General features: G+C 32.9%; 13 protein-coding genes. All 13 read left to right on the forward strand.

Annotated features, from left to right (window positions below; translation table 11 throughout):
• Nucleotides 1-69 precede the first annotated feature (69 nt).
• The 13 genes from ACZ446_RS02670 (at nucleotide 70) to groL (ending at nucleotide 13,421) form a co-directional block, all read left to right on the forward strand.
• Nucleotides 70-975 carry a DUF7916 family protein gene (locus tag ACZ446_RS02670; protein WP_464393601.1) on the forward strand — a complete coding sequence of 302 codons (906 nt, stop codon included), beginning with the start codon at nucleotides 70-72 and terminating at the stop codon, nucleotides 973-975.
• A 221-nt stretch (nucleotides 976-1,196) separates the two neighbouring features.
• A complete protein-coding gene (gene glcT / locus ACZ446_RS02675) occupies nucleotides 1,197-2,054 on the forward strand; it encodes a glucose PTS transporter transcription antiterminator GlcT (RefSeq protein ID WP_464393602.1) in 858 nt (285 codons plus the stop codon).
• 156 nt (nucleotides 2,055-2,210) lie between these two features.
• Complete coding sequence (locus ACZ446_RS02680; protein ID WP_464393603.1) at nucleotides 2,211-3,632, forward strand: PTS transporter subunit EIIC; 1,422 nt, start codon at nucleotides 2,211-2,213, stop codon at nucleotides 3,630-3,632.
• Nucleotides 3,633-3,709: 77 nt separating this feature from the next.
• Nucleotides 3,710-4,189 carry a PTS sugar transporter subunit IIA gene (locus ACZ446_RS02685; RefSeq protein ID WP_464393604.1) on the forward strand — a complete coding sequence of 160 codons (480 nt, stop codon included), beginning with the start codon at nucleotides 3,710-3,712 and terminating at the stop codon, nucleotides 4,187-4,189.
• A gap of 134 nt (nucleotides 4,190-4,323) precedes the next feature.
• On the forward strand, nucleotides 4,324-5,460 hold the full coding sequence (proB, locus tag ACZ446_RS02690; protein WP_464393605.1) for a glutamate 5-kinase: 1,137 nt from the start codon (nucleotides 4,324-4,326) through the stop codon (nucleotides 5,458-5,460).
• Nucleotides 5,450-6,706 carry a glutamate-5-semialdehyde dehydrogenase gene (locus tag ACZ446_RS02695; RefSeq protein ID WP_464393606.1) on the forward strand — a complete coding sequence of 419 codons (1,257 nt, stop codon included), beginning with the start codon at nucleotides 5,450-5,452 and terminating at the stop codon, nucleotides 6,704-6,706. The genes proB and ACZ446_RS02695 overlap by 11 nt, the downstream gene beginning before the upstream one ends.
• 18 nt (nucleotides 6,707-6,724) lie before the next feature.
• Nucleotides 6,725-7,528 carry a pyrroline-5-carboxylate reductase gene (proC, locus tag ACZ446_RS02700; protein ID WP_464393607.1) on the forward strand — a complete coding sequence of 268 codons (804 nt, stop codon included), beginning with the start codon at nucleotides 6,725-6,727 and terminating at the stop codon, nucleotides 7,526-7,528.
• On the forward strand, nucleotides 7,529-7,999 hold the full coding sequence (gene tsaE / locus ACZ446_RS02705) for a tRNA (adenosine(37)-N6)-threonylcarbamoyltransferase complex ATPase subunit type 1 TsaE (protein ID WP_464393608.1): 471 nt from the start codon (nucleotides 7,529-7,531) through the stop codon (nucleotides 7,997-7,999). It begins immediately after the preceding gene.
• Nucleotides 7,993-8,706, forward strand: coding sequence for a tRNA (adenosine(37)-N6)-threonylcarbamoyltransferase complex dimerization subunit type 1 TsaB (gene tsaB, locus ACZ446_RS02710; protein ID WP_464393609.1), 714 nt, complete (start codon nucleotides 7,993-7,995; stop codon nucleotides 8,704-8,706). The genes tsaE and tsaB overlap by 7 nt, the downstream gene beginning before the upstream one ends.
• Before the next feature lies 1 nt (nucleotide 8,707).
• Nucleotides 8,708-9,760, forward strand: coding sequence for a tRNA (adenosine(37)-N6)-threonylcarbamoyltransferase complex transferase subunit TsaD (gene tsaD, locus ACZ446_RS02715; protein ID WP_464393610.1), 1,053 nt, complete (start codon nucleotides 8,708-8,710; stop codon nucleotides 9,758-9,760).
• Nucleotides 9,761-9,770: 10 nt separating this feature from the next.
• Nucleotides 9,771-11,111, forward strand: coding sequence for a DUF512 domain-containing protein (locus ACZ446_RS02720; RefSeq protein ID WP_464393611.1), 1,341 nt, complete (start codon nucleotides 9,771-9,773; stop codon nucleotides 11,109-11,111).
• A 235-nt stretch (nucleotides 11,112-11,346) separates the two neighbouring features.
• Nucleotides 11,347-11,640, forward strand: a complete 294-nt coding sequence (locus ACZ446_RS02725) for a co-chaperone GroES (protein ID WP_464393612.1) — start codon at nucleotides 11,347-11,349, stop codon at nucleotides 11,638-11,640.
• 116 nt (nucleotides 11,641-11,756) lie between these two features.
• Nucleotides 11,757-13,421, forward strand: a complete 1,665-nt coding sequence (groL, locus tag ACZ446_RS02730; RefSeq protein ID WP_464393613.1) for a chaperonin GroEL — start codon at nucleotides 11,757-11,759, stop codon at nucleotides 13,419-13,421.
• Nucleotides 13,422-13,751: the final 330 nt, after the last annotated feature.

Here is a 13,751-nt window from a genome sequence, read left to right on the forward strand (position 1 = left end):
CAGCCGGAGTTATCTGCCTCCGGCTGAAAACTTTTTAATAGATAATTCACTTGTGAAAGGAGATTAGAAATGGTTAAGCGATTATTGAGTTCCAGTAGTTCAGAATTATTAAGTTATAATAAAGAAGAATTACTTCAGGCAATAAAATTATCAGAAGGTAGAACTATTATTTCTGAAGTTATTGGTCAGGAATCTTTATTTAGAGAAGTAAGCAATGCTGAGGTGGCAGCAGCTTTTGGAGCTGATATTTTACTTTTGAATTTATTTGATCTTGAACAGGCTGAATTCAAAAATATAGAAAAAGATACTGCTTCTGAGATAGTAAAAGAAATTAAAAAATTGTGTGGTCGTCCTTTAGGAATTAATCTAGAACCTGTTAGTACAGATAAACTTAAATCTAAACGCTTTCTAGAATTAAGTTCTGGTCGTAAAGCAACTTTAGCTAATATTGAAAAGGCTGTCAAAGCAGGTTTTAATATGATAACTTTTACTGGAAATCCTTCAGTTGGCGTTAGCAATCAAGCAATTATTGAAGCAGTTAAAACTGCTGATCAAAATTTTGGTGATCAAATTATTATAACAGCTGGAAAAATGCATATGTCAGGTATAAATGAAGATTATCTAGCAGCCAAATATATAGATTCTTTAATTTCTGCAGGCACAGATATAATTTTATTACCGGCTCCCGGAACAGTTCCAGGGATTGATTTGGATTCACTTAAAGAAATAATTAAGTTAATTCATAACCGCGGTAAATTAGCTTTAACTGCGATTGGTACTTCTCAGGAAAGCGCTGATCAGCAGACAATAAGAGATATTGCACTAATGAGTAAAATGGCAGGATCAGATATTCAACATATTGGAGATGCAGGCTATGCCGGTATTGCTCTACCAGAAAATATTTTAAGTTTATCTAAGACAATTCGTGGTAAAAGACACACTTATAATAGAATGGCGCTTTCAATTAATCGATGAATTTTATATAATTATCTAAAATTATTAAAAAACAACTTGAAAAATCAAATAAATACTGTTATTATTAAAGAAATGAATAAAATTTAGAGTGTAACTGTTAAATCAGGCATAATCTAGAAGGGGATATCTTTAATTAATTTATATCTTTTTCTGGATTTTATTATTTTAAATATCTTTATTTTGCCAGTTGTATTAATGTTTGCTCTTGCAAGGAGGCTTATATGGCTGAAGTTGATAAATTTGTTATCAGAAAAATATTTAATAATAATGTTATTCTGGCAGAAAAATCTTCTGTTGAAGGAGAATTGATTTTTGTTGGCAGAGGAATTGGTTTTTCTTATAAAATTGGAGATGAAGTGCTTAAATCAGAACTTAAGATTGACAAAGAATTTGCTCCAATAGCTGGCGAAAAAAGAGAAAATTATATTCAGCTTTTAGAAGAAGTAGATAGTAAAGTAATTGGAGTAACTGAAGAGATAATTGCAATGGTTAGTTCAGAGTTAGAAGAGGAATTGGATCAGCATATCAGGATTGGGCTTACTGATCATATTGCATTTTCATTAAAAAGAATTAAAGATGGAATTGAAGTTGCTAATCCTTTTTTAGCTGAAACCAGAACACTTTATAATGAAGAGTATAGATTAGCAGAAAAAGCAGTCGAAATGCTTTCTGAAAGATTTGATCTTGAAATACCCGAAAGTGAAATTGGGTTTATAACATTTCATATTCATGGAGCCAGAAATGAAAAGGGACTTTCTAAGACTTTAAAAAATACAACAGTAATTAAAGAACTTGTAACAGAAGTTGAAGCTGAATTGGGACAAAAATTGAGTTATGAAAGCCTTAATTATGCTCGTTTGGTAAATCATTTGAGATTTGCTCTTGAAAGAATTGAAACAGATGCTTCAAATCCTAATCCACTTTTAGAAAATATTAAAGAAAATTTTAGTTTTTCGTTTAAAGTAGCAGAAAAATTGGCTGAAATAATTGAAGATAAGTTTAACTCAAAGGTACCTGAAGCTGAAAAGGGATACTTAGCTCTTCATCTTCAGCGTTTAAGAAGAGATTTAGAGTTATAATTTTAGTTAAAATAAAAATACTTTAATTTGGCGTGTTACTGTTAAATCAGGCAAAAGCCGGTTAGATAGAATTTGTTTAAATCATTTTCTATCTAGTCGGCTTTTTCTTTTATATAAATTTTATTTATAACATAATAAAAAGGGAGGATTTTTTTAATGAAAGGTTTTAAGAAATTACAAAAAATAGGTAAGTCTTTAATGACTCCAGTTTCAGTATTACCTGCTGCCGGTATTTTAGTTGCTGTTGGTAGATTATTACAGGAACAGAGTGGTTTGGTTTATGATATTGGAGAGGTAATGTTTAATAGTGGAATTGCAATTTTTGAACAGCTGCCTTTAATTTTTGCTTTAGGAGTTGCTATTGGTTTTGCAGGAGATGCTGTTGCTGCTTTAGCAGCTGGTGTTGGTTTTACAGTGTATGCTAAGGTTCTTGATGTTATGGCAGGAGTAATAAACATCTCTGAACAAACAGGAGGTAGTATTGAAGCTATAAATACCGGTGTTTTTGGGGGTATAATTGTTGGTGTTATTGCATCTCAAATGTATAAGAAATTTCATAAGACTGAATTACCACCATATTTAGGATTTTTCGCTGGTAAAAGGTTGGTTCCCATTGTTACTGCAGCTAGTTCAGTGTTTGCTGGAGTTTTGTTAGCATTCATTTGGCCGCCAATTCAGATTCAAATAAATGAATTTGCACGTTTTGCTATGGATTCAGCTATTGGTCCAGCCCTTTATGCTGCTGGGAAAAGAGCTTTAATTCCTGTTGGATTACATCATGTATATTATCCGCCATTTTTATATGAGTTTGGAAGATTTACCACAGAAGCAGGTCAGGTTTTAAGAGGAGAAACTGCAAGATTTTTTGCTGGAGACCCTACAGCTGGTAGATTTATGGCAGCAGAATTTCCATTGATGTTATTTGCACTTCCTTCTGCCTGTCTTGCAATGTACTTAAGAGCGAAAAATAAAGTTAAAGTTGCTGGTATGTTGACAACTGCTGCTATTACTTCTTTCTTAACAGGTATTACAGAACCAATTGAGTTCTCATTTATCTTTGTAGCACCTCCTCTTTATTTATTTCATGTCATAGGAGGTTTTATTTCCGGTCTGCTTACTAATTTATTTGATATTAGAATTGGATATACTTTTTCTGCAAGCGCAATTGACTATGTTTTAAGTTTATCTAATCTGGGTAATCCAATGATGTTTTGGTTGGTTGTTGGTCCTATAATGGCTGTTCTATATTTTACAGTTTTTTATTTTACTATTCCACTCTTTAATTTTGAAACACCTGGTAGAGGCAGTGATGCTGAAGAATCAGAAACTGCAGAACCGTTTAGTAAAGATCAACGAGCTGCAGATGTATTAGCTGCTTTAGGAGGTAGCGAAAATTTAGAAAGTGTAGATGCCTGTATTACAAGATTGAGATTGGAAGTTTTTGATAATAGTGTTATTGATGAAAAAGAGCTGAAAAGATTAGGAGCATCAGGAGTAATGAAATCTGGAAGTAGTGTTCAAGTAGTATTTGGACCTGAATCTGATGCTTTAAAAGATAAAATAAAAAATATAATGTAAATAAATTATGTACTTTATTTAATTAACTTGTCAAAACTAAAGAAAATATATTATAATGTTTTAAAGGAGGAGATTCGATGTTCAATATATTTAAGAAAAAAGAGGAATATCTGACTGCACCTTTTGCCGGGGAAATTACTGATTTAAAGCAGGTACCAGATGAAGCTTTTGCTCAAAAGATGCTTGGTGATGGTTTTGCTATTATTCCAGAAGAAAATATTATTAAAGCACCATGTGCTGGAGAAATTGTACAAATTTTTTCTACTGGACATGCAGTTGGAATCCAAACTAAAAAGGGACTGGAAGTATTAGTCCATATTGGTATAGATACTGTTAAATTGGATGGCGAAGGATTTGAAAAATTAGTAAAAAATGGAGATCAAGTTGAGGCAGGAACACCGTTAATAGAAGTAGATTTAGATTATATAAAAAATAATGCTCCTTCTATTTCAACTCCTGTAATTATTACAAACATGGAAAAAGTTAAGAGTTTGGAACTGGTTAAAAAAGGAAAAGTTAAGGCCGGAACTAAAGTGCTTAAAGTAGAATTAGTATAATTAAATAATTTATTTGAATATAATCTTTGCTAAAGGGAAATAACTGCGCAGTTATTTCCCTTTTTATATTTAGTTAAATTTGATATAATAAATAAAACGCTTTTTATCTAATATTAAAGACAGGATGATTAATAATGGATTTTAAAAGAATTGTAGTAAAAGTTGGCAGCAGTACAATAAGTAATCAAAATGCTAAACTTAATTTTAGTCAAATTGATGCTTTAGTGAGACAGCTGGTTGATTTAGGAAATCAAGGTAGAGAAATGATATTGGTTAGCTCTGGTGCAATAGCAGCTGGTATGGGAGAGTTGGGTTATGCAAAAAAGCCAGTATCTATTCCGGAACAACAGGCCTGTGCAGCTGTTGGGCAGGGAGTTTTAATTGGAATTTATAATAAATTTTTTAGAGAATATGGAGCAAAATGTGCTCAAATTTTATTAACTTCAAGTGATTTAGAAAACAGAAATCGCTATTTAAATGCATTTAATACTTTAAAAACTTTAATTGATCATGGTGTTATTCCAGTGATTAATGAAAATGATACGGTTGTTACTAATGAAATTAAAGTTGGAGACAATGATACTTTAGCTGCAAGAGTAGCAGGTTTAGTAGAAGCTGATTTGTTAATTAATCTTTCAGATGTTCCAGGGCTTTATAATGGTAACCCAAATAAAGAAAGTGATGAGTTAAGACTTATCTCTAGAGTAGAAAAGATTACAGAAGAAATTGAGAAAATGGCTGGAGGTAAAGGAAGTACAGTTGGAACCGGTGGAATGGAAACCAAAATTGAAGCAGCTAAAATAGCTGTAAATTCTGGTGTTGTGATGATTATTGGCCCTGGACAGCAGAAAAATTCACTGCTGCAGTTAGTAGAGATGGCCGAAAATAAGAATTATAATTTAGGGACTACTTTTTTGACAGCAAAAGATAGACTTTCTAAAAGGAAGCAGTGGTTAAATTTTAATTTAGCTCCAATGGGTAAAATAATTGTAGACCAGGGTGCTGCTAATGCTCTTGTGAAAAGAGGAAAGAGTTTGCTGCCGGGAGGGATTGTTGATTTAACTGGAGACTTTAATAGTGGAGATTTGGTAACTATTAGTGATGGAAAACAGGAAATTGGTAAAGGCATAGTAAATTATAGTTCTGATGAAATTGAAAAAATTAAAGGTGCTCATTCAAAAGAAATCGGCAATATTCTTGGATATTTTAATAAAAGTGAAGTTATTCATCGGGATAATATGGTAATAGGAGGAGATAAAGATGAGTATTAGAGAAGGATTAATTTCACAAGCTAAAGCAGCTAAAGAAGCTGCACGTAAAGTTGCAAAGGCTGGTACAGACAAAAAAAATAAAGCTTTAAATTCAATTGCTGACAAGCTAATTGAGCGTCAAAATGAAATATTGAAAAATAATGAAAAAGATATGGAGAAGGGTAGAGAAAATAACTTGAGTCGGGCTCTATTAGATAGGCTTCAATTAACAGAATCCAGAATAAGGGGAATGGCACAGGGTTTGAGAGAAGTAGCGGCCCAGGATGATCCAATTGGTGAAGTTCCAGAAATGTGGAGGCGTCCAAATGGTCTGCAAATAGGTAAAGTTAGAGTTCCCTTAGGTGTTATTGGTATTATTTATGAAGCAAGACCTAATGTAACTGTTGATGTTGCTGGTTTATGTTTGAAATCTGGAAATACGGTTATTCTCCGAGGTGGTTCAAATGCTTTTAATTCAAATCAAATTTTAACTAATATAATTCAGGATGGTTTACGAGAAGCTGGATTACCAAAAGAATCTGTGCAGCTTATTTCAACTACTGATCGAAAAGCAGTAGATATTCTATTTACTTTAAATGATTATCTAGATGTTTTGATCCCTCGTGGTGGAGCAGGCCTGATTCAAAAAGTTGTTAACGAATCTAAGGTGCCAGTAATTGAAACAGGTGTTGGAAATTGTCATGTTTATGTAAATAAAGATGCCGACTTGATTAAGGCGAAAAAAATAGTTTTTAATGCTAAATATTCGAGACCTGCAGTTTGTAATTCAGCTGAAAGTTTATTAGTAGATCAAGAAATAGCAGAAGACTTTTTACCAGAAATGGCAAGGATTTTTGCAGAAAGCAATGTGGAATTGAAAGGCTGTGAAAGGACAAGGCATATTGTTCCAAAAATTAAAGAAGCTACAGAAGAAGATTATGCAGCTGAATATTTAGATTATATAATGTCAGTCAAAGTTGTTGATAATTATGCGGAAGCAGTTGAACACATTTATCAATATGGAACTAAACATTCGGAAGCAATAGTTACTGAAAACTATACAACTGCTAGAGCTTTTTTAGATGAAATTGATGCAGCTGCAGTTTATGTTAACGCATCTACCCGTTTTACTGATGGCGGACAGTTTGGTTTAGGTGCAGAAACTGGAATAAGCACTCAGAAATTACATGCAAGGGGTCCCATGGGACTTAAAGAATTAACTACCACAAAATATATCATTATGGGTGATGGACAGATAAGAGAATAGTTTGAGGAGGATTTTTTGATGAAATTAGCAATAATAGGTCTGGGCAATATGGGGCAGGCTATTTTAAGCGGTATACTTAAGTCTGAAATTATTAAGGCACATAATATAACAGCAGCAGATAAAAAATTTGCTGAATCTAATTTTGAAATACCAGCTGAATTTTCAGATATAAATCTTACTGCTGATAATAAGGAAGCTGTTAAAAAAGCGGATTATATTATTTTAGCAGTAAAACCCCAAATAATTGAATTTGTGCTGGAAGACATAAAAGATTGGGCTGATTCCAAGGTTATTATTTCGATTGCAGCTGGTGTAAAGACCAGAGTTTTGGCCCAATATTTTACTGCTGATACAAAAATAATCAGAGTTATGCCCAACACACCAGCTCTGGTTGCTGAAGGGATGAGTGCACTTTATTTTTCACCTTCTGTTGAAGCTGATGAAAAAGCTTTAGTTGAGAAGATATTTAATTCTTTTGGTGAAACTACTGAGGTTGAAGAAAGTGATATGGATGCAGTAACCGGACTTAGTGGGAGTGGGCCGGCTTTTGTTTACATCTTTATTGAAGCTTTAGCAGATGCAGGTGTATTGAAAGGTCTTACAAGAGAAAAAGCTTTAAAATTAGCAGCTCAAACAGTTAAAGGTGGGGCAGAGATGGTTTTGAACTCAGGTAATCATCCAGCTGAATTAAAAGATATGGTTACTTCACCTGCTGGAACAACTATAGCTGGTGTAGCTGAATTGGAGCAAAATTCGTTTCGTTCCGCTGTTATCAGAGCTGTAAAAAAAGCTGCTGAGCGTTCGGAAGAGCTGGGAAAATAGATGGATAAAAATTATTCAACAACTACAAATTCACCAGCTGAAACAATGAATTTTGGTCGTAAATTGGCAGAGTTAATTAAGCCGCCGGCTCTAGTCTTATTAAAAGGTGAACTTGGTACTGGTAAAACCTTAATTGCAAAGGCTGCAGTTTCTGCATTAGGCTACGAAGGTGAGGTAACAAGTCCAACTTTTAGTATTATTCAGGAATATAGGGCTGATATAGAAATTTTGCATATGGATCTTTATCGTTTAGATAGCAGAGAAGAGCTAATAGAAATAGGTTTTGAAGATTATTTAAATCGAGAAGCAGTTGTATTTATAGAGTGGCCGGAACTTGCTTTATCTTTAATTCCGGCTGATTTTATTTTTATTGATATAGAAAAAATTTCAAAAAGGCAGAGGAAAATAACTGTGCGTGGTGAAGGAAAGCAGAGCATTTTATTAATAGAAAGGTTGAATAAAGAATGTTAACTTTAGGTATTGATACCTCTACTGATAATTTAGGACTTGCTTTAATTGAGAATGACTCGATAAAAGCGGAATACAATTTGAGCTTAAAAAGAAAACATAGCGAAAAACTTTTACCATTAATGGAGGATATTTTTGCTAATATAGGAGTAAAACCTCAAGCTTTGGATGCAGCTGCAGTAGCAGTGGGGCCGGGATCATTTACTGGTTTAAGAATTGGTATTACAACAGCTAAGATTTTAGCCAGAATTTTTGAAATTCCTGTCAAGGGAATTTCTACTTTAGAAATTATGGCTGCTGGAGTTGAGTCAGAATATTCATTATCACTGCTGGATGCAAGACGTGAGCGAGTCTACTATTCTTTTTATAAGTTAAATTACAAAAAGAATAATTATATACCTCAGACGCTATTAACTGCAGCAAGTGCTAGAATTTCTGAAATTCCTAATATTTTGAGTGATTATAAGGAAAATGAGTTCACTGTAATTGGAGAAAAACAAACTGCAGTAATAGATATTCTAAAAACAAATAATTTTGTAGTAAACAAGAGTTCATTTGAAAAAAATATACCTCGAGCAGCTGTTTTAGCAAGGTTAGGAAGAGATTATATATCTCAGGGATATAAAGATAATATTTATGAGTTAAAGCCTACCTATTTAAAGCAGCCACAGGCTGAAATTAACTGGCAGAAGAAATATGGTGATAACTAATATGGGAGTGGAAAAAGTGAAATTTGAAGATAAAATTAAAAATGAAACAGAAGATATTTATATTTTAGCTCTTGAAAGTTCCTGTGATGAAACTGCTGCCTCAGTTAACAAAAACGGTCTCGAAGTTTTATCAAATGTCGTTTCATCTCAAGTGAAGCTCCACCAAAAATTCGGAGGAGTTGTCCCGGAAATTGCATCTCGTAAACACCTGGAATTATTACTGCCTGTAATTGATCAAGCCTTAGAAGAGGCGGGTATTGATTTTGAAGATTTAGATGCAGTTGCATCAACTTATGGCCCGGGCTTAGTTGGGGGTCTCTTGGTAACTTTAACTGCTGCTAAAACAATTTCTTTTTCGCTAAATATTCCTTTAATTGGGGTGAATCATATAGCAGGTCATATTTACGCAAATTTTATTGAAAATCCTGATATCAAAAAGCCTCTTATTTGCTTAACAATTTCAGGTGGACATACAGATTTATTATACTTTGAAAATTTAAGGGGATATAAAATTTTGGGTCGAACAATAGATGATGCGGCTGGTGAAGCTTTTGATAAAATAGCGAGGTTTATGGGGTTGGGCTATCCCGGTGGACCAGCTATTGAAAAAACAGCTTTTACTGGTAATAAAGATGCAATAGATTTTCCAAGGGCTGATTTAGGAGATAGTTATAATTTTAGTTTTAGTGGATTAAAAACTGCAGTAATGAATTATGTTAATAATGAAAAACAGCGAGGTAATGAAATTAATAAAAATGATTTAGCAGCCAGTTTCCAAGAAGCTGTTGTTGATAGTTTAGCCTCAAATTTAATTAAAGCTGTAAAGGAATATGATGTTAAGAGTGTTGTTTTATCAGGTGGAGTAGCAGCTAATCAAAGACTTAGACATGTGATTGCAGAAAGAATAAAAGAATATAATTTAGAGTTATATTCTCCCAAATTGGAGTTCTGCACAGATAATGCAGCCATGATTGGGGCAGTTGCTTATTACCAATATCTTGAGCATGATTTTGCACCTTTGAGTATTAGTGCCGATCCTGCATTGAAATTATAGGTGATTAATAATGAAAAGTAATAGAACAAAAGAAGAAATACTTTTTAAAACAGTTAAAGAAGATAATATTCTTCCAATAACATCAATTTGTAAATTAAATTGTATTTTTTGCAGTCATAAAAATAATCCTCCAGAGATAGAAACATACAGTTTTGGTCATCTGGAATTTAATTTAATTAAAAGAATGATTGAGTTTTTAGATCCAGAGCAGCCGGTTTTTATTGGAGAATCTGCCAGTAAAATAATTGAGGGTGAGCCTTTTGTTCACCCTGATATTTTCAAAATTTTGAAGTGTTTAAGAAAGCGCTGGCCTGAGATAGAAATTAAAATTACCAGCAGTGGTTCTTTTCTTCAGCTGGAAAAAATAGATCTTTTAAAAAAATTAAAACCTCTAGAATTGAATATATCTTTAAATGCCCCCGCTCCTGAGGAACGGGTTTTTTTAATGAATGATTCACGGCCGGATAATGTTTTTAAATTAATACCAGAATTAAAAGAACAGAAAATTAAATTTGAGGCAAGTATTGTATCAATGCATCATTTAAATGGCTTTGGATATTTGAGAAGGACTTTTGATTTTTTAGAAAAGTATCCTCCGCGGAGCTTGAGAGTTTTTCTGGCGGGATTCAGCAGTTTTGCAGATGAAGATTTGATTGTAGAAAAAAAAGAATATTATAAGCTAAATAATTTTATTAGCAAAGAACAAAATAATTATTCATACCCAATTATTATTGAACCCCAACTGATTTCTTCTTTGAAAGCTGAAATTAGTAATTTGATAACTAATTCAGCTGCGCAAGCTGCTGGAATTAAAAGTGGTGATATTATTTTAAAAGTAAACCAGGTTGATGTAAAAAGTAGAGTTGATGCTTTTTATAAAATCAAAACAGTGAAAAATCCTAAAATTGAATTTCTTCGCGAGGGTGAAAAACTTAAAACAACAATAATTAAAGAAGCGAATGAGAATTCGGGTTTAATTATGGCTTATGATTTATCTTTAAATCAGATAGATAAATTGCTTGCTTATGCAGAAGCAAGCAAAAACATGCACACTGTTGTAATCTCATCTAGACCTGCATATGAATTTATAAGAAAGATGTTAAAATCTTATTTAAGTAAAAATTATAACTTAACTATCTTAAAGGCTAATAATTTGTTTTTAGGAGGGTCAATTTTTGCAGCTGGTTTACTTTGCAATAATGATTTGATTGAAACATTAAAAAAAACAGATATAAAAGTTGATAAAATAATTTTACCAGAAATAATATATGATTATTATGGTAATGATCTGCTTGGTAATCATTATAGTGAACTTGAAGATGAATTCGAAGCTGAGGTTATCCTTGTTTAGTTTTTGATTATCATTTTAGATAATTAAAAAGATTTATAAGACGTTAATTAGAGAATTAACAACTTAATCAGCTCTAAAGAGTAATAAATGCTTTTAAATCGTTTTAAAGCTTAATTAAAGAATTTGATTTTCGCTTCTGACTTAGATATTATATTTACAGTGCTTGTTAGCACTCGCTTCTATTGAGTGCTAATTATTATAAAAGAATATAATATTAGAAGGGGGTTATTTTTAAATGAGTATTAAACCACTAGATAACAGAGTTGTAGTACAGTATGTAGAAAAAGATGAAGGTGAAGAAAAGACCAAAGGGGGAATTGTTCTTCCTGATACTGCTAAAAAAGATGAGAAGCCACAGCAGGCAGAAATTGTTGCTGTAGGTAAAAACATTGCTCCAGAAGGTGGAGAAGCAGAAGTAGCTGTAGGAGATACAGTAGTCTTTGATAAATATGCTGGAACCAAAGTGGAGATTGATTCTGAAGAGTATATAATTTTGTCAATTGATGATGTTTTAGCAGTAATTGAATAGATAATTATAAATTAGCAGCTGCTAATTTATTTTACTGTTAAATAAATTTGATTTAAATTTTATAATGATTTACTTAATAAAAAATAGCTCAGTTTAAATATACAGGAGGGATTTAGATGCCAAAACAGTTAAAGTTCGGTGAAGATGCCCGTCGCAAGTTAGAAACAGGAGTTTCACGTTTAGCAAATGCAGTAAAGGTAACACTTGGACCAAAAGGACGTAATGTACTATTAGAAAAGAGTTTTGGTTCACCTACTATCACTAATGATGGTGTTAGTATTGCAAAAGAAATAGAATTAAAAGATCGATATGAAAATATGGGAGCTCAAGCAGTTAAAGAAGTAGCAACCAAGACTAATGATGTTGCTGGTGATGGAACAACAACTGCAACAGTATTAGCAGAGGCTATATTAAAAGAAGGATTTAAAAATGTAGCTGCCGGTGCAAATCCAATGTTAATTAAAAGAGGTATTCAAAAAGCAGTTGAAACTTTAACTGCCGAAATAGCTTCTGTTGCTAAACCTGTAGAGGGTAAAGAAGCGGTTTCTCAGATTGCTTCTATTTCTGCTGGTAATGATGATGAAATAGGTAACTTAATTGCTGAAGCAATGGAAAAAGTTGGTCAGGATGGAGTTATTTCTGTTGAAGAATCAAAAAGTATGGGAACTTCTTTAGATGTTGTAGAAGGTATGCAGTTTGATCGCGGTTACTTATCTCCATATATGGTAACAGATACTGATACAATGGAAGCTTCTTTAGAAGATCCATATATCTTAATTACTGATAAGAAAATTTCCAGCATTCAGGATATTTTACCTCTCTTAGAGCAGGTTGCTCAGTCAGGTAAGAGTCTATTAATTATTTCTGAAGAGGTTGAAGGTGAAGCATTAGCTACTTTAGTTGTTAATAAGATTCGTGGAACATTCAATTGTGTAGCTGTAAAAGCACCAGGGTTTGGTGACCGCCGTAAAGCAATGTTAGAAGATATTGCAGTTTTAACTGGTGGTAAGCTAATCACTGAAGATCTTGGCTTAAAATTAGAAAATGCCAGTATTAATGATTTAGGTCAGGCACATAAAGTAACAATTACTAAAGATGATACAACTATCGTTGAAGGTAATGGAGACAAAGAAAAAATTCAGGATAGAATTTCTCAATTAAGAAAACAGATTGAGAGTACCAGTTCTGATTTTGATAGAGAAAAATTACAGGAAAGACTTGCTAAACTTGCTGGAGGAGTTGCAGTAATTCAAGTTGGTGCAGCAACTGAAACTGAATTAAAGGAAAAACAGCATAGAATTGAAGATGCATTATCTGCTACTAGAGCAGCTGTAGAAGAAGGCCTAGTTGCAGGAGGAGGTACCACTTATCTGAAAGTGATGGCTGCTCTTGATGGCTTAAACTTAGAAGGTGATGAGGGTACTGGAGTTGACATTGTACGTAAAGCTTTAGAAGCTCCAATTAAACAAATTGCTAATAATGCAGGTCATGAAGGTTCTGTTGTTGTAGAGAGAGTTAAGGAAAAAGGCGAAGGAATTGGATTTGACGCGCTTAAAGGTGAATATGTAGATATGGTTAAGGCTGGTATTATTGATCCTGCCAAAGTAACTCGTTCTGCTCTTCAAAATGCAGCAAGTGCTGCTTCAATGCTTTTAACCACTGAGTGTCTAGTTGCTGATAATAGTGATGATGATGACGACAATGGTGGTGGAATGCCCGGCGGCATGCCCGGAGGAATGGGCGGCATGGGTGGAATGGGTGGAATGGGCGGCATGATGTAAGCTCAAACACCACATTCTTAACAAAATAAGTTATTAAGGTGTATGATTCTTTTCTAGAGTCATACACCTTTTTATATTTAAAGTTAATTTAAAATATAAGATCATAAATTGAGATTTTCTTCTTTTAAAAAAGGATTTTTTTGATTAATAGAGAATAAATATTATAAGAGAAAATATATCTCAAAATGAAAGTTTAAATTAAAGGCTTATCTAATATAAATCATATTATTCTATTTTTTTAAGATCAAATTCCTTTTTACAAATCAATGTCACTTTAGTTTAAAATTTCATAATTTTTTGCGAAAAACAAATACTTTTTTTGCAAAAAAT

Source organism: Halanaerobium sehlinense (assembly GCF_055379485.1).